At 65.3% G+C, this 21493-nt stretch carries 23 protein-coding genes; 14 read left to right on the forward strand and 9 right to left on the reverse strand.

Annotation, left to right across the window (positions count from 1 at the left end; genetic code table 11):
• Positions 1-62: 62 nt before the first annotated feature.
• Positions 63-1301 (forward strand): arginine deiminase, encoded by a 1239-nt coding sequence (locus CH276_RS07920; RefSeq protein WP_094631237.1) that lies wholly within the window; start codon positions 63-65, stop codon positions 1299-1301.
• Positions 1302-1305: 4 nt separating this feature from the next.
• Here CH276_RS07920 and arsC read toward each other — a convergent pair whose 3' ends face one another.
• Positions 1306-1689: an arsenate reductase (glutaredoxin) gene (arsC, locus tag CH276_RS07925; protein ID WP_052049600.1), complete on the reverse strand. Its 384-nt coding sequence runs from the start codon at positions 1687-1689 to the stop codon at positions 1306-1308.
• A gap of 64 nt (positions 1690-1753) precedes the next feature.
• Here arsC and CH276_RS07930 point away from each other — a divergent pair, with 64 nt between their 5' ends.
• The 3 genes from CH276_RS07930 (at position 1754) to CH276_RS07940 (ending at position 3290) form a co-directional block, all read left to right on the forward strand.
• Positions 1754-2422 carry an NAD(P)-binding oxidoreductase gene (locus tag CH276_RS07930; RefSeq protein ID WP_094631238.1) on the forward strand — a complete coding sequence of 223 codons (669 nt, stop codon included), beginning with the start codon at positions 1754-1756 and terminating at the stop codon, positions 2420-2422.
• A 10-nt stretch (positions 2423-2432) separates the two neighbouring features.
• Positions 2433-2801 (forward strand): GntR family transcriptional regulator, encoded by a 369-nt coding sequence (locus CH276_RS07935; protein ID WP_045196418.1) that lies wholly within the window; start codon positions 2433-2435, stop codon positions 2799-2801.
• A gap of 66 nt (positions 2802-2867) precedes the next feature.
• Complete coding sequence (locus CH276_RS07940; protein ID WP_032395726.1) at positions 2868-3290, forward strand: DoxX family protein; 423 nt, start codon at positions 2868-2870, stop codon at positions 3288-3290.
• Positions 3291-3329: 39 nt separating this feature from the next.
• Here the strand turns inward: CH276_RS07940 and CH276_RS07945 are convergent, their stop codons facing one another.
• Positions 3330-4841 carry a dolichyl-phosphate-mannose--protein mannosyltransferase gene (locus tag CH276_RS07945; protein ID WP_094631294.1) on the reverse strand — a complete coding sequence of 504 codons (1512 nt, stop codon included), beginning with the start codon at positions 4839-4841 and terminating at the stop codon, positions 3330-3332.
• A 107-nt stretch (positions 4842-4948) separates the two neighbouring features.
• Here CH276_RS07945 and rsmI point away from each other — a divergent pair, with 107 nt between their 5' ends.
• A complete protein-coding gene (gene rsmI / locus CH276_RS07950; RefSeq protein WP_094645811.1) occupies positions 4949-5773 on the forward strand; it encodes a 16S rRNA (cytidine(1402)-2'-O)-methyltransferase in 825 nt (274 codons plus the stop codon).
• 4 nt (positions 5774-5777) lie between these two features.
• On the opposite strand, the gene CH276_RS07955 is transcribed toward rsmI, so the two are convergent.
• Together CH276_RS07955 and CH276_RS07960 are read right to left on the reverse strand one after the other, a co-directional pair.
• Positions 5778-6206 (reverse strand): SRPBCC family protein, encoded by a 429-nt coding sequence (locus CH276_RS07955; RefSeq protein ID WP_032395725.1) that lies wholly within the window; start codon positions 6204-6206, stop codon positions 5778-5780.
• 14 nt (positions 6207-6220) lie between these two features.
• Positions 6221-7240, reverse strand: a complete 1020-nt coding sequence (locus CH276_RS07960) for an alpha/beta hydrolase (protein ID WP_032395724.1) — start codon at positions 7238-7240, stop codon at positions 6221-6223.
• A gap of 171 nt (positions 7241-7411) precedes the next feature.
• Here CH276_RS07960 and CH276_RS07965 point away from each other — a divergent pair, with 171 nt between their 5' ends.
• On the forward strand, positions 7412-8791 hold the full coding sequence (locus tag CH276_RS07965; RefSeq protein WP_094631239.1) for a WS/DGAT/MGAT family O-acyltransferase: 1380 nt from the start codon (positions 7412-7414) through the stop codon (positions 8789-8791).
• A gap of 71 nt (positions 8792-8862) precedes the next feature.
• Here the strand turns inward: CH276_RS07965 and metG are convergent, their stop codons facing one another.
• Entirely contained in the window at positions 8863-10407 is a 1545-nt protein-coding gene (gene metG, locus CH276_RS07970) for a methionine--tRNA ligase (RefSeq protein WP_094631240.1), read from the reverse strand.
• Positions 10408-10428: 21 nt separating this feature from the next.
• Between metG and CH276_RS07975 the strand changes: the two genes are divergently transcribed.
• The 3 genes from CH276_RS07975 (at position 10429) to rsmA (ending at position 13480) form a co-directional block, all read left to right on the forward strand.
• Positions 10429-11256, forward strand: coding sequence for a TatD family hydrolase (locus CH276_RS07975; RefSeq protein ID WP_094631241.1), 828 nt, complete (start codon positions 10429-10431; stop codon positions 11254-11256).
• Positions 11257-11358: 102 nt separating this feature from the next.
• Positions 11359-12486: a resuscitation-promoting factor gene (locus tag CH276_RS07980; protein ID WP_032395720.1), complete on the forward strand. Its 1128-nt coding sequence runs from the start codon at positions 11359-11361 to the stop codon at positions 12484-12486.
• A 118-nt stretch (positions 12487-12604) separates the two neighbouring features.
• The gene (gene rsmA, locus CH276_RS07985; RefSeq protein ID WP_094631242.1) at positions 12605-13480 is read left to right on the forward strand and encodes a 16S rRNA (adenine(1518)-N(6)/adenine(1519)-N(6))-dimethyltransferase RsmA; all 876 of its coding nucleotides are present in this window, start codon (positions 12605-12607) and stop codon (positions 13478-13480) included.
• A gap of 7 nt (positions 13481-13487) precedes the next feature.
• Here rsmA and CH276_RS07990 read toward each other — a convergent pair whose 3' ends face one another.
• Positions 13488-14303 (reverse strand): DNA/RNA non-specific endonuclease, encoded by an 816-nt coding sequence (locus CH276_RS07990; RefSeq protein WP_094631243.1) that lies wholly within the window; start codon positions 14301-14303, stop codon positions 13488-13490.
• Positions 14304-14315: 12 nt separating this feature from the next.
• Positions 14316-15305 carry a helix-turn-helix transcriptional regulator gene (locus tag CH276_RS07995; protein ID WP_094631244.1) on the reverse strand — a complete coding sequence of 330 codons (990 nt, stop codon included), beginning with the start codon at positions 15303-15305 and terminating at the stop codon, positions 14316-14318.
• A gap of 182 nt (positions 15306-15487) precedes the next feature.
• On the opposite strand from CH276_RS07995, the gene CH276_RS08000 reads away from it, so the two are divergent.
• The 4 genes from CH276_RS08000 (at position 15488) to CH276_RS08015 (ending at position 20023) form a co-directional block, all read left to right on the forward strand.
• Entirely contained in the window at positions 15488-16423 is a 936-nt protein-coding gene (locus tag CH276_RS08000; protein WP_032396229.1) for a 4-(cytidine 5'-diphospho)-2-C-methyl-D-erythritol kinase, read from the forward strand.
• Positions 16423-18219, forward strand: coding sequence for an ABC-F family ATP-binding cassette domain-containing protein (locus CH276_RS08005; RefSeq protein ID WP_032395716.1), 1797 nt, complete (start codon positions 16423-16425; stop codon positions 18217-18219). The genes CH276_RS08000 and CH276_RS08005 overlap by 1 nt, the downstream gene beginning before the upstream one ends.
• Positions 18220-18295: 76 nt before the next feature.
• Complete coding sequence (locus CH276_RS08010) at positions 18296-18979, forward strand: DUF4166 domain-containing protein (RefSeq protein WP_094631245.1); 684 nt, start codon at positions 18296-18298, stop codon at positions 18977-18979.
• Positions 18980-19024: 45 nt separating this feature from the next.
• Entirely contained in the window at positions 19025-20023 is a 999-nt protein-coding gene (locus tag CH276_RS08015) for an enoyl-CoA hydratase/isomerase family protein (protein WP_032395714.1), read from the forward strand.
• A gap of 10 nt (positions 20024-20033) precedes the next feature.
• On the opposite strand, the gene CH276_RS28915 is transcribed toward CH276_RS08015, so the two are convergent.
• Positions 20034-20381: a hypothetical protein gene (locus tag CH276_RS28915; protein ID WP_230596808.1), complete on the reverse strand. Its 348-nt coding sequence runs from the start codon at positions 20379-20381 to the stop codon at positions 20034-20036.
• 70 nt (positions 20382-20451) lie between these two features.
• Between CH276_RS28915 and CH276_RS28920 the strand changes: the two genes are divergently transcribed.
• Positions 20452-20676, forward strand: a complete 225-nt coding sequence (locus CH276_RS28920; protein ID WP_230596806.1) for a hypothetical protein — start codon at positions 20452-20454, stop codon at positions 20674-20676.
• Between the two features lie 163 nt (positions 20677-20839).
• Here CH276_RS28920 and pnuC read toward each other — a convergent pair whose 3' ends face one another.
• Positions 20840-21493, reverse strand: coding sequence for a nicotinamide riboside transporter PnuC (gene pnuC / locus CH276_RS08025; RefSeq protein WP_094631296.1), 654 nt, complete (start codon positions 21491-21493; stop codon positions 20840-20842).

The following is a 21493-nucleotide window of genomic DNA, read 5'->3' on the forward strand; positions in this document are numbered from 1 at the left end:
CCTCGACAATACTTCAGGTCCTGATACCGGCGGCGACCGGCGAATGGGTTTACCGTTCGTTCATGAGTGTCGATGCGGCTGCAGGCCCGTTGGGTGCCGACTCGGAGGTGGGGGTGCTGCGCACCGTCATGCTGCACCGGCCGGGCGACGAGCTTCGACGCCTCACGCCGCGAAACAACGACCAGCTGCTGTTCGACGGTCTGCCGTGGGTGGATCGCGCACAGGACGAGCACGACGCGTTCGCCGATCTGCTGCGTGGTCGCGGGGTGACGGTGCTGCTCCTCGGCGAGCTTCTCACCGAGGCCATGACGGTCAGCGGCGCAGCGCGAATGCAAGGTATCTCCGCCGCTGTTGATGCCCGACGGCTCGGCCGGTCGCTCGCCGAGGACCTCGCCCAACACCTGCGGGGTGTCCCCGCGGCCGAATTGGCGCAGATCCTGATGGCGGGCATGACATTCGACGAACTGCTCGAGGCGGAGACGGGGGAGCCGCAGCTCAGTGGGGCATCGCTGGTTCGGCGGATGCATCACGGTGGGGACTTCGTCATCGATCCGCTGCCGAACCTGTTGTTCACTCGCGACTCGTCGTTCTGGATAGACGATCGAGTGGCGATCACCTCGTTGGCTCTGCCTGCCCGGGTGCGGGAGACATCGCTGACCGATCTGATCTACGCGTTCCATCCGATGTTTCGGGGTGTGCGGCGCGCGTACGAGTCGCGGACCGCACCGGTCGAGGGTGGTGACGTGTTGCTGCTCGCTCCCGGTGTGGTGGCTGTCGGAGTGGGTGAGCGCACCACGCCCGCCGGTGCAGAAGCGCTGGCGCGCAGCCTGTTCGAGGACGGTCTGGCGCACAGTGTGTTGGTGGTGCCGATCGCGCAGGAGCGCGCGTCGATGCATCTGGACACGGTGTGCACCATGGTCGATACCGATGCGGTGGTGATGTATCCGGCCATTCAGGACACGTTGTCCGCCTTCACCATTCGCCGCGAGGACACGGGAGTCAGTATTCGAGGTGCCGACCCGTTTCTCGAGGCGGCCGCCGCTGCGATGGGAATCGGCAAGCTGCGGTTGATCGATACCGGACTCGACCACGTCACCGCCGAGCGCGAACAATGGGACGACGGTAACAACACGCTGGCCATCGCGCCGGGAGTCGTCGTCGCGTACGAGCGCAACGTCGAAACGAACGCACGACTCGAGGCGTCGGGCATCGAGGTGTTGCGGATTTCCGGATCGGAACTCGGCTCGGGACGCGGCGGTCCGCGGTGTATGTCGTGCCCGGTGTCCCGCGAGAGGTTGTAGCGCTCTACAGGACGGTGTTCACCTTGTCGGCCGGTCGGGCGAGCACAGTGCCCTTGTCGGTCACCACGATCGGGCGTTCGATGAGAATCGGATGCTCGGTCATCGCGGCGATCAACGTGTCGGCGTCCGCGCCCGCGAGCCCCAGTTCCTTGTAGATGCTCTCGCGAGTCCGGATGGCCTGCCGGGGTTCGAGACCGGCATCGGCGAGAAGTGTACGGAGTTCGTCCTCGGTCGGAGGCGACTCGAGGTACCGGATCACACGTGGAACCACACCGGCTTCCTCGATCAGTTTCAGCGCTGTGCGAGAGGTGTTGCACCGCGGATTGTGGTAGATGGTCGCCGAGCCCGACGGGTCGTTCCGCAGGCTCCTCTCCCCAGGGACGGTCATGTTTGCAATCCTGCCACGCGGGTAGCCAACCCGACAGATTCACGCCAGGAACGGAGTAGTCGATATGACCGACAAGCGCATTGTCATTGCAGGTGGCCACGGCCAGATCGCCCAACATCTGACTCAGGTGCTCACCGCCCACGGAGACCGCGCGGTGTCGTTGATTCGCAACAGCGACCACGTCGATGCCGTCACTACGCTCGGCGCGTTGCCGCAGGTGATCGATCTCGAATCGGCTTCGGTCGACGATGTGGCCGCAGTGTTGGCCGGTGCCGACGCCGTTGTGTTCGCGGCGGGTGCGGGCCCCAACAGCGGTCCCGAGCGCAAGGACACGGTGGACCGCGCGGGCGCGGTGCTGCTGGCCGATGCCGCCGAGAAGGCCGGCGTCCGCCGCTACGTGCTCATCAGCTCGTTCGGTGCGGGCGAGCCGGTCGCCGAGGATCTCGACGACGGTTGGAAGGCCTACATCAAGGCCAAAACTGCTGCAGAAGAAGATGTTTCGGCCCGAGATGGACTGGACTGGACGATTCTGCGTCCGGGTAAGTTGACCGACGAGGACCCGACGAACTCGGTGGCACTGACCGAACCGCCGATGGACTCGGGTGAGGTAACCCGGGCCGACGTGGCCGCAGTGATCGCGCAGCTGCTCGACACCGGCGCGGCTGTACGCAAGACATTGATGCTCAAGTCCGGTTCGACGTCGATCGTCGACGCAGTCGACGCTCTCGGATAAGGCACCTACTGTGCGCGTGCATATCGATTCGTCGAACACGACCCCCGTGTTCGAGCAACTGCGGATGCAGATTCTCGGGCTGGTGCGATCGGGCGATCTCATTGCCGGGACCAAGATCCCGACGGTTCGCGGCTTGGCCGAGGAGCTGAAGATCGCGCCGAACACGGTCGCGAAGACCTACCGCGAGCTCGAGCAACAGGGCATCATCGAGACGCGAGGTCGGTCCGGGTCGTTCGTCGCGTCGGGCGGTGACCCGTCGCGTGACATCGCGGCCCGGGCGGCGACGGAGTTCGTCAGGACCGTACGATCCATCGGCCTGGACGACGACCAGGCCCGTTCGTTTCTCGAATCCGCGCTCAAGGGTGCCAGCGGCAACTGAGTTGACGCTTCAACCTACTTCTGTCAGGGTGGTGCTGCCCGTACCGCCCTGTCAGAAGGATGTGTCATGAATTCCACCGTCGTCCGCGACGCCGTCGCCCTCGTTGCTCGAATCGGACTGGGAGTCGTCTTCATCGCCCACGGGTGGCAGAAGCTCAACACCTACGGCCTCGATGGTGCCGCCGCGAGCTTCGAGGCGATGAACATTCCGTTGCCCACCGCGTCCGCGTACTTCGCGACGTTCGTCGAACTCATCGGTGGCGGAGCGCTCGTGCTCGGGATCTTCACCCCGATCGCTGGGCTGCTGCTGTTCCTGGACATGCTGGGTGCTGCCGTCTTCGTCCACTTCGAGAACGGCGTCTTCGCTGCGGACAACGGTTACGAACTGGTCGTCGCGCTCGGCGTCGGTTCGCTCCTGCTCGCCGCGTTCGGTGCCGGACGTATCAGCATCGACGGCGTCACCAAGGGCAAGACGGCACTGCTTGCATAGGTCGTTCCGCAGGCTCTGCTTCGGCCTGGCACGACCGCCCTACCGCCAACTCGGTAACCACAACTGTTCCTGCCACATCTGTGGCGTGATCGGCATTGCGGTGAGAATCGGCCAGAGCCAGACGAAGTTCGCTATCACCACGGCGAGGTACAGGGACACCAGCAGTAGTCCGGTACCTCGCCGTTCGGCCGATGCGGTGGCCTTGCCGATGATGTCGCCCAAAACCAACGCGAAGCCCATCACCATGAACGGGGCCAGTGCCACCGCGTAGAAGTAGTACATCTGCCGGTCGAGCGTGGTGAACCAGGGCAACAAGGCTGCGGAATAGCCGACGAGCACGGTGGCGTAACGCCAATCGCGTCGGACGAACACCGACCAGATCACCCAGGCCAGCATCGGCAGTGCCAACCACCACATCGCGGGAGTGCCGATCAGCATGATCGCCTTCACGCACGAGGACGCCGAGCACCCGGATACGCTCTCGCCGTCGGCGAAGTAGTACAGCATCGGCCGAAGGCCCATCGGCCAGGTCCACGGCTTCGATTCCCACGGGTGCCGGTTGCCTGCCGAATTGGTCAGGCCCTCATGGAATTCCAGCACGTTGCCGCTGTAGTACCAGAGAGAACGCAGTGCTTCGGGAAGGAACGAGAACGGCCCGCCTGCACCGATTCCGTTGCCGACCTCGTGCCGGTCCACTCCGGTCTCGGAGGTGAACCACGCCCAGTAGGTCATCAGATACACCGCGATCGGAACGACCACCAGCGCGTACAGCGCAGGGCCGATGTCGCGCAACGCCGTTCCCCGCCACGGGCGTCCGACGCCGTACGAGCGCCGCGCCGCCACATCGAATGCCACGCTCAGCAATCCGAAGAACGCGATGAAGTACAGACCCGACCACTTGGTGCCGCAGGCGAGACCCAGCATCACGCCCGCCCCGAATCGCCACCAGCGCACCCCCATTCGCGGCCCCAGAACACTGGCGTCCATTCGGCCGTCGGCGCGTACTCTCGAAAGTCGCCGCCGCATGTCGTCGCGGTCGACTACCAAGCAGCCCAGTGCCGCGGTGACGAACAAAGCGAGAAAGATGTCCAGCATGCCGATCCGGCTGCTGACGAACGTCACGCCGTCGACGGTCAGCAGAATTCCCGCGATCGCACCGACGAGTGTCGAGCGAGCGAGCCGGCGCGCGATCCGAATGACCAGCAGTACCAACAGGGTTCCGGCCACGGCCGAGGAGAAACGCCAACCCCACCCGTTGTAGCCGAACAACGCCTCTCCGACGGCGATCAGCTGCTTGCCGACCGGTGGATGCACCACCAGCCCGTACGCCGGATTGTCCTCGAGCCCGCCGCCGGTGAGAACCTGATACCCCTGAGGCGCGTAGTGCTTCTCGTCGAAGACCGGGGTTCCTGCATCGGTGGGGTACCGCAACATCGTGAAGCGCGTGATGGCGCAGATGACGGTGATGACGACGGTGACGATCCAACCGCGGCGGACATCGGTGTCGTGGAACCAGTCGCGCGCGGCAACGGTCGGCCCGGGACTGACCATCGACCGGTCGCCGGAGCGCTCAGAGGTCAGCAAGGTCACGTACCGATCGTAGGCGTTGATCGGTAGTGCCCGACAAACCGATGCACCGCGTACGGGACACTGGAGTCATGCTCATCCTTGCCGCCACCCCGATGGGCGACGTCGGTGACGCCTCGCAGCGCCTGCGCGACGCACTCGGCAGTGCCGATGTCGTCGCCGCCGAGGACACCCGGCGCACCAAGCAACTCGCCTCCTCGCTCGGCGTGGTGATCTCGGGCAGGGTCGTCAGTTTCTACGATCAGGTCGAGACGACTCGCCTGCCGGCGCTGGTCGAGGCCGTGGCAGAGGGCAAAACGGTGCTGTTGGTCACCGACGCCGGGATGCCGTCGGTCAGCGATCCCGGCTACCGCCTCGTCGCGGCGTGCGTCGACGCCGATCTGCCGGTGACCTGTCTGCCCGGTCCGTCCGCCGTGACGACCGCACTCGCGCTGTCCGGTCTGCCCGTCGAACGGTTCTGCTTCGACGGGTTCGCGCCACGCAAGCAGGGGCAGCGTCGCAGCTACTTTCAGTCGGTGCTCGCCGAACCACGCGCCATCGTCTTCTTCGAGGCACCGCACCGCCTCGTCGCATGCCTCGAGGACGCCGTCCACGTGCTCGGTTCCGACCGCCGCGCCGCGGTGTGCCGGGAGCTGACCAAGACCTACGAGGAAGTCCGACGCGGTGGCCTCGGTGAGTTGCTCGAATGGTCGAGGGCAGGCGTACGCGGCGAGATCACCGTCGTGCTCGAAGGAGCCGTCGCCGTCGCCGAGGAGCCCGAGGATCTCGTTGCCGACGTGGAAGCGCTGGTGGCGTCGGGCATGCGGTTGAAGGACGCCTGTGCCCAGGTGGCAGTCGACGGCGTCTCCAAACGTGAGGTCTACGAGGCAGTGCTCGCTGCGCGCAAGGAGCAGTAGCGCGTCAGCCGACGACCTGCTGACGCAGGCCCTCCGTGGCGGCCTCGAGGATCGTCTTGGTTCCCTTCTTCACCAGGAAGCCGGGAAGCGGGACCTTCGGGTCGACGGTCAGCTCGAACTCGACGTGGGTGGCGTCGCCCTTCGGAGTCAGGGTGTACCGGCCGTCCTGGGCCTTCTGTTGGGTGCTCTCCACGAGAGTCCAGGACACCTCGTTGTCCGACCACGTGTACTCGACGAGCTGTTCGTCGTTGACTCCGATGATCGAGACCTGCATCTTCACGTGGTGCGGCTTGCCGTCGTCGAACCGATCGACGACCTCGCACTTCTTGTGTACCGGGGACCACGAGGGAATGCCCTCGACGTCGGCGAGAACCTCGAGTACTGCCGCTGCATCCGCGTCGATGTCGACGGACTTGTTCACTGTGACTGCCATGGGGAGAACGTATCTCAGCTTTCTCTGCGGGGGCTGACGTTCCGCGCGAACTCGCCGATGGCTCTGAGCGCGCGGCGGGCCTCGGGGACGAAATCGGCTGCCTGGAACACATGAACCTGGTCCTCGTACACCTGCAACTCGCAGTCCACTCCGGCGACGGCGAGTCGCTGAGCCATGAGTTCGGCGTCGGCATAGACCATTTCGGTCGAACCGACCTGGATCAGCACCGGCGGAAGGCCGGTCAGATCTCCGTCGACCGGTGACACCCGCGGACCCACGTCGCCGTCGACGACGATGCGCGCATCGACGCGATCGGCCAGTGCAGTGAGTGCGGGAACCGCATTGGACGGGAAGACCGAACATTTCGACGCGTTCTCGTGGTCGAGTTTGCGGGTGGGGTCCATGTCGGTCAGGGGGGACATGGTGAAGATTCCTCCGGGCGCGGGCAAGTCGACGGTGCGCAGCGCCAGGGTGACCATGAACGCGAGGTATCCGCCTGCCGAGTCGCCGCCCAGGATGATCTGCTCCGGCCGGTATCCGGAATCGAGAAGGAAGCGGTACGCGTCGACACCGTCCTCGACCGCGTGGCTGATCGGATTGCGCGGCATCATGCGGTAGTTCACCGACAGCACCGCTCCGTCGACGTGTTTCGACACTCGCGAGGTCATTCGCCGATGGGTGCGCAGCCCGCAGCAGACGAAGGCACCGCCGTGCAGGTAGAGCACCACGCGATCGGACCCGGTGCCCTCGGCTCTGATCCATTCGGCGTCGCACTCGGCGAGCATGACGCGGCTGCGGGTGGTGCCGCTGATCTGGGGGACGAGCAGTCCGGCGTAATCGACCAACCCCATGGGCCACGGAAGTGACGGTGTCTGCGCCCAGATCGTCAGGAACGGTCGGACAGTGAGCTGTAGGCCCTTGGACAGAATCTGCGACTGCAGGCTTGCGCCGCGGACGTAATGCCTGCGTGCGGTGACTGCTGGGTCGGTCGATTTCACTACGGTGAGCGCCGGATTCATAGCCGTCGCCTCCATCCCCGTCGTCGGTGCACGGCGCATCTGCGCCGTGCGTCGGAACCCCGCTCTTGTTGGAACCCCTGGTAACGGACAATAGCGGGTAGCTTTTCGTGACCGGACGTAAGGTCGTGTTCTGAGTCACATTCGGTGCCGTACCGTGACCGAAAACAAATGGAAAAGGGACAGCTCATGGCACTCATGCCCATCACGGAATCGATGTTTCTGATCGCCGAGTCACGGGAGCACCCGATGCACGTGGGCGGTCTGGAGTTGTTCGTCCCGCCCGGTGATCCGCACGACTTCGCCGAGGAGGTACACCGCAAGTTCACCACCGGCGAGGTACACGAGCTCTTCCGTAAGCGCCCTGCGCGTCCGGTGCAGATCATGGGAAATCTGGCCTGGGCCTTCGATCCGGACGTGGATTTCGAGTACCACGTTCGCCGCACTGTGCTGCCTGCTCCCGGTCGGATTCGCGAGCTGTTCCAATTCCTCTCGCTCAATCACAGTGCACCGCTGGATCGGTATCGACCGATGTGGGAGCTGCACATCATCGAGGGTCTGGCGGACGGCCGAATCGCGTTGTACACCAAGGTGCATCACTCGCTGGTCGACGGCGTCAGCGCATTGAAACTGATGCAGCGCACGCTCTCCACCGATCCCGACGACCGAAGCGGAGTCGCCACCTGGGACCCGTCATTGTTCGGTAAGCGCAAGAAGCAGGGCGTCGAGGAGCAGCCGGGACGGCTTGCTCAGCTGGGCAGTGGGCTCTCGCTGGGACGCAAGATCGCGGGCGACCTCGTCGATTTCGCTCCGGCCTCGGCACGAATCGGATTGCGCGCGTTGAAGAAAGAAGGGGCTCAGCTGCCGTTGCAGGCACCGCGCACCATGTTCAACGTGCCCATCGGCGGCGCGCGCCGCTTCGCTGCCGAGAGCTGGTCGATCGAGCGGATCCGCACGGTCGGAACGGCTCTGGACGCCACGCTCAACGACATGGTGCTCGCGATGTGCGCCGGGGCTCTGCGCGCGTACCTCATCGATCGCAACGCGCTGCCCGAGGAACCGCTGATCGCGATGGTTCCGGTGTCGCTCCGCAAGGAGGGGGACGGCAAGGACGCCGGGAATTCGGTGACGACCATCCTGTGCAATCTCGCCACGGACGAATCCGATCCGCTCGTGCGGCTGGAACGAATCAAGGATTCGACCGTCAAGGGCAAGCAGATGATGAGCGAGCTCAACACCCTCGAAGCGCTCGCCGTGGGAGCAGTCACCATGGCTCCGTTGCTGTTCGGGCCGGTGCCGGGATTCGTCGACTACACCCCGCCGCCCTTCAACGTCATCATCTCCAACGTTCCCGGATCCAAGGAGGATCTGTACTGGAACGGCGCGAAACTGGACGGCATCTACCCGGCGTCCATCGTGGCCGACGGGCAGGCTCTCAACATCACGGTCGCCAGCAACGGCGACTCGCTGAACTTCGGACTCATCGGATGCCGACGCAGTGTGCCGCACCTGCAGCGAATGCTGACGCATCTGGAGAACACGTTGGAGGAACTCGAGAAGACCTTGTGAGTGCGGCTTCGCCGCATGTGAGCGAAACTTCGTAGCCCACTACGAAGTTCCACTCACATGCGCGGAGCGCTCTACTCGTACTTGGGGAACACCGGCGTCGGGGTCGGTAGTGCAGTGCCGGGCACCGAACGTGTTGCGATGTCGGTGAATTCGCGGTTCTGTGCGCCGAGCAGGTCGAGGATGCGCGACGCGGAATCGGGCATGACGGGCTGCGTCAGGATGCTCACGATGCGCAGCACCTCGATCGTCACGTACAGCACGGTGGCCATGCGATCGGGATCGGTCTTGCGCAGTACCCACGGCTGCTGCAGCGAGAAGTAGCGGTTGGTCTCACCGAGCACCGACCAGATCGCTTCGAGCGCGGAATGGATTGCCTGCACATCGAATTCGCGTCGGCAGAGCTCGAGGAGTGCATCGGCGCGGGCCAGCATCGCGTCGTCCTCGGCGGTGAATTCTCCCGGTGTCGGGAGAGCTCCGTCGAGGTTCTTGGCGACCATCGTCAGCGAACGCTGCGCGAGGTTGCCGAGTTCGTTGGACAGGTCGGCGTTGACGCGGGCGACGATTGCCTCGTGGCTGTAGCTGCCGTCCTGACCGAACGAGACCTCGCGGAGGAAGAAGAAGCGCACCGGGTCGAGGCCGTAGTTCTCCACCAACGATTTAGGGTCCAGAACGTTGCCGAGAGACTTGGACATCTTCTCGCCCTTGACGTTCAGGAACCCGTGCACGAACACTCGCTTGGGCAGTTCGATGCCCGCGGACATCAGGAACGCCGGCCAGTAGACGGTGTGGAAGCGGGTGATGTCCTTGCCGATGATGTGCAGATCGGCAGGCCAGAATTTCCGGAACGACTCCGACTCGACGTCGGGATAGCCGGCACCGGTGAGGTAGTTGGTGAGCGCGTCGACCCACACGTACATCACGTGCGCCGGATCGCCGGGCACCGGCACGCCCCAGTCGAACGTCGTTCGGGAGATCGACAGGTCGCGCAGGCCGCCCTTGACGAAGTTCACGATCTCGTTGCGACGGGTGCCGGGCGCGATGAAGTCCGGCGACGCGTCGTACAGCTCGAGCAGTTTGTCCTGGTACTGCGACAGCTTGAAGAAGTACGACGACTCCTCGGTCCACTCGACCGGAGTGTTCGTCTCCGTCGCGACGCGCGAGCCGTCCTCGGCGAGGGTGGTCTCGGCCTCGGTGTAGAACGCCTCGTCTCGTACCGAGTACCAGCCGGAGTAGGAGTCGAGATAGATGTCGCCGTTCGCTTCCATCCGCTTCCACAGTTCTTGGCTGGCGGCATGGTGATCGGCGTCGGTGGTGCGGATGAAGCGTCCGTAGGAGATCTTCAGCAGGTCCTGAGCGGTCTGGAATGCGTCGGAGTTGCGCGCGGCGAGCTCACGCACGTCCACGCCCTCGGTCTGGGCGGTCTGCTGCATCTTCAGGCCGTGCTCGTCGGTACCCGTCAGGAATCGCACGTCGTAGCCGTCGAGGCGTTTGAAGCGCGCGATGGTGTCGGTGGCGATGTACTCGTAGGCGTGTCCGATGTGCGGAGCGCCGTTGGGGTACGCAATCGCCGTGGTGACGTAGAACGGTGGCCGTGGGGCATCAGCTGGCGCAGTCATGGTGCGCCTACTCTAACCAGCGTGAGCAGAGACCGTCCCGCACCACCGTTGCCCGAGTCCGTCGGCACTCTCGTCGACGCGCACACCCACCTCGATGCGTGTGGGGCGACCGACGCGGCGAGTGTGGCCGCGATCGTGGACAAGGCCGAGTCCGTCGGTGTCACGCGGGTGGTCACGATCGCCGACGACCTCGATGCCGCGCGCTTCGCCGTCGACGCGGCGTCCTGGGATCCGCGGGTATGGGCCGCGGTGGCGATTCATCCCACCCGCGCGAACGTGCTCGACGACGACGCCAGGGCCGAGATCGAGCGGTTGGCGTCCGATCCTCGCGTGGTGGCGGTCGGGGAGACCGGACTGGACTACTACTGGCCGGGCAAGCTCGACGGGTGCGCCACGGTGGCCGAGCAACACGAGGGATTTCGCTGGCACATCGACCTCGCGAAGCGCCTGGGCAAGCCGTTGATGATTCACAATCGCGAGGCCGACGAGGATCTGCTGGCCGTTCTGACGGCGGAAGGTGCGCCCGAGACGGTGATCTTCCACTGCTTTTCCGGTGGTCCCGAGACCGCGAAGGCCTGCGTCGACGCCGGTTACGTTCTCAGCTTTTCGGGGACCGTCAGTTTCAAGAACGCGCACGCGTTGCGGGAGGCCGCGGTTCTGGTACCGGACGAGCTCGTGCTGGTGGAGACCGACGCGCCGTTCCTGACGCCGCATCCGTATCGAGGTGCACCCAACGAGCCGTACTGCCTGCCGTACACCGCGCGGGCGTTGGCCGAGGTTCGCGGTCAGGATCCGGCAGCGCTCGCTGCTCACGCCACAGCCAATGCGGAGCGGGTGTACGGCCTCTAGCTGCCGAAGTTGCGACGTGGGTGCTAATTCGTTACCGTACCGTGACCGAACTCGGGCGTTTCGACGCCGAAGTCACGCTCGCAACCGCCAGGAATACGAAACTTGTCGACTATCAGACGCCTCAACTCCGCCCGCTCGACCACTCTCTACCTGGTCATCGCGGCCCTGTTGATGACGCTCGTCGCCGGTGGTGTGATGGCCGTGAGCCGTCACAAGACCGTGACCATCGACGTCGACGGCGACATGATCTCGCTGAGCACGATGAAAACCGACGTCAGCAGTGCGTTGGCCGACGCCGGTTATGCCCCGTCGGACAAGGATCTGGTCGTTCCCGCTCCCGACTCCGGCCTGAGCGACGGCGACACCGTTGTCCTTCGCCGCGCCCGCGAGATCACACTGAACGTCGACGGCAAGCCCGAGGAGATCTGGACCACCGCACTGACCGTCGAGGAAGCACTGCAGCAGACCGGCCTCGCCGAGGACGTGCACGTCTCCGCCTCGCGCTCGGAGCGACTGCCGCTCGACGGCACCGAGTTGGACGTCGCACTGCCCAAGCAGGTCTCGCTCGTCGACGGCGGAGCCCCCGCCACCCCGATCACCCTGGCCGCACCGACCGTGCGCGAATTCCTCGAAGCAGCAGGCGCGCCGCTCGAAGAAGCCGACACCGTCAGCCCCGATCCCGACGCGACCGTGACCGACGGCGCCGAGATCGTCGTCACGCGTGACCGCACCGTCACCAAGACCGAGACCACCGATACCGATGCGCCGGAGCAGCGGATCGAAGATCCGACGATGAACATGAGCCGTACCGTCGTCGAGAACCCCGGTGCCCCGGGCGTCTCCGACATCACCTGGAAGATCAACATGGTCAACGGCGTCGAGGTCGGTCGCGAGAAGGTCGACGAGAAGGTGCAGGTACCCGCCCAGCCGAAGACCGTCCGCGTCGGAGCCAAGCCCGGCACCGAGGTGCCGCCGGTGGAGAACGGTGCGATCTGGGACGCGCTCGCACAGTGCGAGGCAACCGGCAACTGGGCGATCAACACCGGCAACGGCTTCTACGGTGGCGTGCAGTTCGACCAGAACACCTGGGAACGTCAGGGCGGCCTCAAGTACGCACCGCGCGCCGACCTCGCCACCCGCGAAGAGCAGATCGCAATCGCATCGGTGACGCAGAAATCGCAGGGCTGGGGCGCATGGCCCGCCTGCACCTCGCGCCTGGGTTATCGCTGACTGCCTTGGGTCATTCCGCAGGCTCCACTCCTGCCTTCCTGGGTCATTCCGCAGGCTCCACTCCTGCCTTCCTGGGTCATTCCGCAGGCTCCACTCCTGCCCACGTAGAGTTTCCGCCGTGTCCGAACATGTGAGGGGATCCGCGGCTCTGCTCGGTCCCGCCGAGGTCCGCTCCCTCGCAGCCGAGCTCGACGTGCGGCCCACCAAGCAGCTCGGGCAGAACTTCGTGCACGACGCGAACACTGTTCGACGCATCGTCGCCTCCGCGGGCGTCGGCCCTCAGGACACGGTCCTCGAGGTCGGCCCCGGCCTCGGTTCGCTGACTCTGGCGTTGCTCGACGTGGCCGAATCCGTCATCGCCGTCGAGATCGATCCCAAGCTCGCGAACCGTTTGCCCACCACGGTGGCCGACCGAGCCCCGACCCTGGCCGATCGGCTGACGGTGATCGAGGCCGACGCGCTTCGCGTCCGAGCGGCGGACATCGCGGGGGAGCCGACTGCACTGGTGGCCAACCTCCCCTACAACGTCGCCGTTCCCGTGCTGATTCATCTGTTCTCGGAATTGCCGAGCCTCCGTGTCGCGGTGGTGATGGTCCAAGCCGAGGTGGCCGATCGGCTCGCCGCGGTACCGGGCAGCAAGATCTACGGCATCCCCAGCGTCAAGGCCAGGTTCTTCGGTGACGTCAAAAGGGCCGGCGCGGTGGGCCGTTCGGTGTTCTGGCCGGTGCCCAAGGTCGAGTCGGGCCTGGTGCGTATCGATCGGTACGCCGAGCCGCCGTGGCCCACCGACACCGCGCATCGCAAGGCCGTCTTCGCGGTGATCGATGCCGCATTCGCGCAGCGACGAAAGACCCTGCGAGCGGCCCTCGCCGGCTGGGCCGGCTCCCCGGTGGCGGCCGAACGCCGGTTGCGTGAGGCCGGAATCGACCCGACGGCGCGAGGCGAAACCATCGACGCCGCAGCCTTCGTCCGCTTGGCCGCCACCGAAGCCTGAGGCCCCTCTACAGGTGGATGTCCGACAGTCGCGTCAGCTCGGTCCACGTCGACGCCTCCGCACGAGCGGCAGCCACCGGTGCATAGCGATCGGCCTCGATCAACACACCCAGCTCCAGGCCGGTCATCGACGCGATGTCGGCCACCGGAACCTGGTACGTCCGGTACGGGCCGAGGGGCGGGGGATCGGTCTCGAGTCGTAACGGCTTGTCGAGGATCGGATCGAGGGACGGCGACTGGTCGAGAACGTATCCGGTGCATGCGGGAGTCGAATCCTGCGACCATGCCGCGATCTTGAAGAACTGCCGCGGAATGGCGACACCGCGGTAGATCGGATCGTCGTCGGCGAAGATGCAACCGCTGAACACCGAGAGCTTTCGGTCGTACTGCTCGGCGTTTCCCAGTACGTAGTCCTCCAGCCCCAGCCACAGCGTCTTCGACTGATTCAGGGTGGCCGTCTGTGGCGCGCACACGGTGTAGTGGAACGTGTCCTCGTTGGCGCGCTCGGCCACCGCACGCTCACCCCACACCGGATCTCGCCTGCGAACCAGATGCCCGCGATCGAGGTCGTTGTTCTTGTACAGCTCGTTGCCCGCCTGCTGCGCAGCCGGTAGCCGATCGTCGAGTCGCCAGTTGTCTCCCCGCCCGACATCCTGCAGGCTCGCGCCGTCGATGTTGACGCCGGTGACCGCGGCGAGACGTCGGGCAGGGTCGATGGACACCGAGAAGTGCGTGTACGCAAGCACCACCACGTCGGCGCGATCGGGCAACGGAATGTCGATGTCGGCCAGGAATTTCGGGTCGAAACCGAGTGGTGTCGTCATCTGCCCATTGACTCACGGACCGGTTACCGGAGGGTGAACCGCCGCGAGGTATCGCTCGTTCAGTCTCGCGTGCCGCTCGGCCACGATGCGGCATTCCTCGCGCAGTTCCGGTGGATCGAGCACCGTGAAATCGGTGTCGAACGCCGCCAGCCACCGCGCGATCGAGGGCAGCGAATCCCCGGCCAACACCACCGCGCAGGTGCGGTCGTCGATGGATTCGAGTGTGCCCCACTGCTCGTCGATCATCGGCGCGATCGTCTCGATCGGGGCGTGCAACGCGATCCGCGCCTGAACTTTGGCGAACGCACGATCGATTCCCTTCGAGACGAACGACGCCGCGCCGCCCGGCGGCAGCGCCCGGGGCGTGAACCGCGGACCCGTCGGAATTTTCGGAGTCAGACGATCAACCCGATACGACCGCCAATCCTCCCGCAGTACATCCCAACCCAGCAGGTACCAGCGCGCTCCGACCCGCACCAGGCTGTACGGCTCCACCTCGCGCCTGGACTCGGAACCGTCGTGCTTGCGGTAGTCGAACCGCAACCGCTCGTGTCCGTGGCAGACCGCTGCCACCGTGGACAGCACCGACGCATCCACCGCCGAACGGGGTGTCTTCTCCACCACGTCGATGCGCAACGCGTCGAGCCGATGCTGGATGCGCGAGGGCATCACCTGCCGCAACTTCGTCAACGCCCGCAACGACGCCTCCCCGATACCCGCGACCGAGCCCCCGGCGGCGGACTGCAACCCGAAGGCCACCGCCAGCGCCTCGTCGTCGTCGAGCAGCAGCGGAGGCATCTCCGCGCCGGGACCGAGCTGGTACCCACCGCCGACACCCGGCGTCGCATTGACCGGATAACCGATGTCGCGTAGCTTGTCCACGTCGCGCCGCAACGTGCGAGGAGTGACGTCGAGTCGCTCCGCCAATTCCGCGCCCGCCCAATCACGACGCGTCTGCAGAAGAGACAACAGTCGCAACAACCGAGCCGATGTTTCCTTCATGGGCCCACGATGCCACCGAATGCGGACATATTCGGTCCGCATCGCCCGATCATCCCCGCCCCCGAAGTCCACTGAATGTGACATCGACCGCCCAAAAGTCCACTGAACGTCACATCGAGTACCCACCGGAGGCCGCCCTGGTGGTGAACTCGGGCGTTGTTTCTCCACTACTGTGGTTACTCGTGCTGTCTGTCGTTCCCACACCCGTCGTTGTTCGGGCCCCGTCGAAGGTGAATCTGCATCTGTCGGTCGGTGACCTGCGTCCCGATGGCTTTCACGAGCTGACGACGGTGTTTCAGGCGCTCTCGCTCTCGGACGAACTGTCGGTGATTCCGGCCAAGACGCTCTCGGTTCGGGTGCGCGGTGACGACGCGAGGGTGGTTCCCACCGATTCGCGGAATCTGGTGTGGAAGGCCGCCGAGTTGCTGGGGCGTCGGGTCGGGCGAGAGCCGTCGGTGGAGATCACCATCGACAAGGGGATTCCGGTGGCCGGTGGGATGGCAGGTGGAAGTGCCGACGCTGCCGCGACCCTGGTGGCACTGAACGCGATGTGGCATCTCGATCTCTCGCGTGACGAGCTCGACGAGGTGGCGGCTCAACTCGGGAGCGACGTGCCCTTCTCGTTGCACGGCGGAACCGCGGTCGGAACCGGTCGCGGGGAGAAGCTGCTTCCGGTGCTCTCGCGCAACAGTTTTCACTGGGTGCTGGCGTTGGCGAAGGGCGGTCTGCAAACGCCTGCCGTGTACAACGAACTCGACGAGTTGCGGGCCAAGGGCGATCCGCCTCGCCTCGGCGGCACCGAGGATCTGATGCATGCGCTGGCGTCCGGCGATGCGCGTGCACTCGCGCCGTTGCTCGGCAACGACCTGCAGGCCGCTGCGGTCTCGCTGATGCCGCAGTTGCGTCGCACGCTGCGTGCGGGAGTCACCGCCGGGGCATTGGCGGGCATCGTGTCCGGCTCGGGCCCCACCTGCGCGTTTCTGTGCGCCGACGCCGACGCGGCGGTGTCGGTGAGCGCTGAATTGTCCGGTGCCGGTGTGTGCCGCACCGTCCGTGTTGCGAGTGGACCGGTTCCCGGTGCTCGTGTTGTCACTAGTGAATCGATTGGTTTTTCCTGATGGTCAATCTCGTCAATCTCGAAAACGTCAGCAAGTCCTTCGGCGTCAAGCCACTGCTCGACGGCGTCTCGCTCGGCGTGCAGGAGGGCGAACGCATCGGCATGGTCGGTCTCAACGGCGGCGGTAAGACCACCACCCTCGAGGTTCTCGCCGGCATCGAACCGCCCGATTCGGGACGTGTCAGCCGGGTCAACGGCCTGCGCATGGCCGTCGTCACCCAGCGCGGCGTGTTGCCTCCGGGGTCGACCGTCGGCCAGGTGGTCCTCGACCCACTCGGAATGGCCGAGCACGAGTGGGCGGGTGACTCTCGGGTGCGAAACATCCTGACCGGCATCGGTATTGCAGACCTCGGGCCTGCGGGGAGTTCGGGACTCGACGCGTCGATCGACAACCTCTCGGGCGGCGAGCGTCGACGAGTTGCGTTGGCAGCGGCCCTGGTTCAGGATCTCGATCTGCTGGTGCTCGACGAGCCGACCAACCACCTCGATGTCGAGGGCGTGCAGTGGTTGGCCGCGCACCTGGTCAGCCGTCGCAGTGCGCTGGTGGTCGTCACCCACGATCGCTGGTTCCTCGACACGGTCGCCAATCGCACGTGGGAAGTGGTCGGCGGCGGCGTCGAGGCCTACGAGGGCGGCTACAACGACTGGGTGTTCGCGCGCGCCGAGCGGTCCCGTCAGGCCGACGCGTCCGAGGAGCGTCGACGCAACCTCGCGCGCAAGGAGTTGGCGTGGCTGCGCCGCGGTGCCCCGGCTCGTACCTCCAAGCCGAAGTACCGCATCGAGGCGGCCGAGGCTCTGATCGCCGACGTTCCGGCTCCGCGCGACTCCGTCGCGTTGTCCTCGTTCGCTCAGCGTCGTCTCGGCAAGGTCGTCATCGAACTCGAGGACGCGCGCCTGGAGACTCCCGACGGCCGAGAACTGGTGAAGGACTTCACCTGGCGTCTGGCTCCCGGTGAGCGCGTCGGCCTGGTCGGCGTCAACGGTTCGGGCAAGACCACGATGCTCCGCACGCTCGCCGGTGAACTGCAGCCTGCTGCGGGTAAGCGCATCCAGGGCCAGACGGTCAAGATCGGTTGGCTCAAGCAGGAATTGGACGACCTACCCAAGAAGCTGCGTGTTCTCGATGCGGTCAAGGAAGTGGCCGAGCGGATCACGTTGGGTGACCGCGAGATCTCGGCCGGGCAGCTCGCGGAGCGGCTCGGCTTCACCCCGGCGCGTCAGCGCACCCCCGTCGGAGATCTCTCCGGCGGTGAGCGTCGTCGGCTCCAGCTCACGCGCGTGTTGATGGCCGAGCCGAACGTGCTGTTGCTCGACGAGCCCACCAACGATCTCGACATCGACACCCTGCAGCAGCTCGAGGACATCCTCGACGGCTGGGCGGGCACCCTCGTCGTCATCAGTCACGATCGGTACCTGATCGAGCGCATCTGTGATTCCACCTGGGCACTGTTCGGCGACGGCAAGCTCACCAATCTTCCCGGCGGTATCGACGAGTACCTGCGTCGCCGGTCGGTTCTCGCGGCCGAGGCAACTCCGGATTCGTTGACCACCGGCGCGGTGCCGAAGAAGGCGACCCGGGATGCGGCGTCCGAGCGCGCGGCCCGTAAGGAACTGAGCAAGCTCGAAAAGCTCGTCCTTCGGCTCTCCAAGCGTGAGGTCGAGTTGCATGCCGAACTCGTCGACGCGTCCACCGAGCAGGGCAAGCTCGTCGCCCTCGACACCGAGCTCAAGCAGGTCCTCGCGGACAAGGATGTCGCCGAGGAACGCTGGATGGAGTTGGCCGCCGAGCTGGAGTAGAGCCTGCGGCACGTGAACGGAAATTCGTAATCTGCTACGAAGTTTCGCTCACCTGCGCGCAGCGCATACTGGAGTCATGACATCGGTCGTCGCGGAAGTACTCGGTTCGGACTTCGCCCGTCTGCATCCCAAGGTTCAGTGGCGCTTCGGATTGCAGTCCTCGGACGATCTCGCCCAGTTCGGGGTGGGCGTGATGGAGGAGATGACGCACTCTCGGCTCGTGCCGCCGCCGTTGCTGTGGGCCGGACGCAAGCGTGGGCTCTTTCCTGCGGGTGTGGGCAAGGACGTGCCGTTCACCATCGCCAACTATGCGTATGTCGACGAACTGGGCCGCGAGACAATGTCTTTCGTGCGGCGTTTCGCTTTCGCCGGTCGCCCGCAGGGAATGAACTCGGTGATGGTGTCCTCCGCCGAGTCCGACGCGTATGCCTTGGACTACCTGGGTTTCTCGTCGGACATGGTGGTGCACACCAGGTGTGAGGTCGATGCCGATGGTGGACTGGTGCTCGAGAGCGAGGTGCCGCGATTCCTGCTCGGCCCTCTTGTGCCGAAGTTGCCGAAGCCGGCGTCGGCGGTGACGATCGGTCGCGAGTGGTGGGATGCGGCCGAGGAGCGGCATCGCATCGAGATCGAGGTGAAGAGCCCGGTGCTCGGGCAGCTGTTTCTCTATCGTGGATGGTTCACTGCCGAGGAGCGGCCGTGTCCTCCCGCCGACATTCCCGCTGACGCGCGTCCACGGTCGGTCGAGTCTCGCGAATAGCGCTACTGTTACGCGTCGAACGAGGTGCGTGTGAAGGAGTCAACAGTGGCCGTTGTCGAAGCCGAGACCGTGGGCGGAGTGGGGCATATCGTCCTGAACCGGCCGGAGGCTCTGAACTCGTTGAACGGTGCGATGATCGACGGGATCCGCGCCGCACTCGATGCGTGGCGAGACGACGATGAGGTCACTTCTGTTCTCGTGACGAGCAGTTCACCTCGGGCGTTCTGCGCCGGCGGTGACATCAAGGCGATTCGGCAGGCCGTCGTCGACGGTGACCACGAGGCGGGCCCGGCGTACTTCGCGGCGGAGTACGACCTCGACGAGGTGATTGCCGGCTACCCCAAGCCGTACGTCGCCGTCATCGAAGCGGCGGCTTTCGGTGGTGGCCTGGGAATTTCGATTCACGGCAGCGTCCGCATCGTCACCGAGAACGCCGTGTTGGCGATGCCGGAGACGGCGATCGGTTTCGTGCCGGATGTGGGGTCGAGCTACTTTCTCTCGCGCCTGCCGGGCCATGCCGGACGGTACCTGGCGCTGACGGGAACTCGTATCACCGGAACCGATGCGCTCGCACTGGGATTGGCGACGCATTTCTGCCCGAGCGAGGTCGTGTCCGATCTGAAGGCGGACATCCTCGCAGGCATGGATCTGGACGAGGTGTTGGACCGATACACCACTGCGCCGTCGACCACCGAACTGTCGTTCGACGCGGAGGCGGTGGCTGCAGTGTTCGAGAGGAGCTCACTCGTCGACATCATCGATGCGCTGGTGTGCGACACGCCCTGGTCGCGGACGACGAAGACTCAGTTGGCGACGCTGTCGCCCACGTCCCTGATGGCTACCGACGCGCTGATCACACGCGGGGCCGACAGCACGTTGCGTGAATGCCTCGATCGGGAGTTGCGGATGGCGACGTGGATCATCACCGAACCGGACTTCGCCGAGGGTGTTCGTGCAGTGCTGGTCGACAAGGACCGAGCGCCGCAATGGAAGCCTCTGGTACTCGAGATGGTGCGACCAGAGGCATTCCAGCAGCTGTTGTGACCGGTAGGGGTCAGCGGTAGCCCTTGGCGGGGTTCTGCAGGTCCAGCACGATGGTCTGGCCGTTGGAGCGAACGTGGATCTCGGGGTTCTGCAGGCCACCCGAGACGAGGTATTCGCCGAGGAGCTGGAGCAGCTCGTCGGGACCGACGGAGGTGTCGGGGGTGCGGATGTCGCCGGTGCGGCTGCCGAGCTCGTTCTGGGTCAGGCGGCCTGCGATGCGTACCGAGGCGACGCCCATGGCGGTACGACGGTCCGGTCCCTGGCCGCGACCGAGCGACGGCGAGGAGCTGGAGCCGTGAGACGTGGAGCGGCCGTTGGTGGGCAGGCCGTGTTCTGAGATCTGATCGCTTGTAGTCACTTCAACCTCGTTCGATTCCGTGGCGGGCTTCTCTGGACGACGTCGATCCGCGCGGGGGGTCGTTGAATCCGTGACGGACGACGTTGCTGGTGCAGGCGTTGTTGCGGACGCCTTATCGGTGGACGTGGCCACTGCCTCCGAATTCTCGGTGGTAGAGGTCTCGGCCGCCTTCTCGGCGGGCGCTGCCGCCGAAGAATCGGTGCGGCCACCGGCGGGTGAAGTGGAGTCGGACTTCGGCGGCGTCGCCAAACGATGCGCAGGAACGCCACCGACCTTGATCCCGGCCAATGGGTAGTTCGATCCCTTAGTCATGTCGTTTTCCACTTCATCGTGATCCCAGGTGGTTCCGCGCCGAGATGTCACGATCGGGCATCGATCAGGACGGGCTACTCGGCGTCGAGCACGCAGAAACGTACTCGAAGTTTGTTCGGACACGCTGAGAGTATCATCACGATTGTTTACGACGCCATTTTTTGACCGAAGTTCTTGTTCTGAACTCTGAACCACACGGCAAAACCCCAGGCCACGAACGCGGCATACACCAGGTAGAGAACCGCGGAGGGATAGAACCCGGCGACGATCAGCAGCGGAACGCCCACGATGTCCACCGCGATCCAGATCAGCCAGAACTCGGTGAGTCCACGCGCCATCCCGAAGGTCGCCAGCATGGATCCGGTGAAGATCCACGCGTCGGCCCACTTGCCGAACGAGCCGAGGTAGCCGAACAGTTGCGCGAACAGCACCGTGCCGACGATCGCGACGACGATCATCGCGGTCCGCTCCCGCGCCGTGCCCCACCGCGGTAGAACCGCTGCCCCCGACCGTTTGGAGTCCCGCAGCCAACGCATCAACCCGTAGACGCTCACCGCGATGAACATCAGTTGTCGCCCGGCCTGGCCGTACAGATCGAGAGCCTGCGGAGTGTGGAACACGCCGCCGAGGAAGACAGTGAACAGCAGCGCATTGCCGACGATCCCCACCGGCCACGCCCACACGACGCGCCGCATCCCGCCGATCGCCGAGAGCAAGCCGAAACCGTTGCCGACCACCTCACGCCACAGAATCGGGTGCCCCAGTACGGAGAACTCTGCGTCGAGCAGATCGATCAGCAC

It is taken from the genome of Rhodococcus sp. 06-470-2 (genome assembly GCF_002258235.1).
Lineage (GTDB): Bacteria > Actinomycetota > Actinomycetes > Mycobacteriales > Mycobacteriaceae > Rhodococcoides.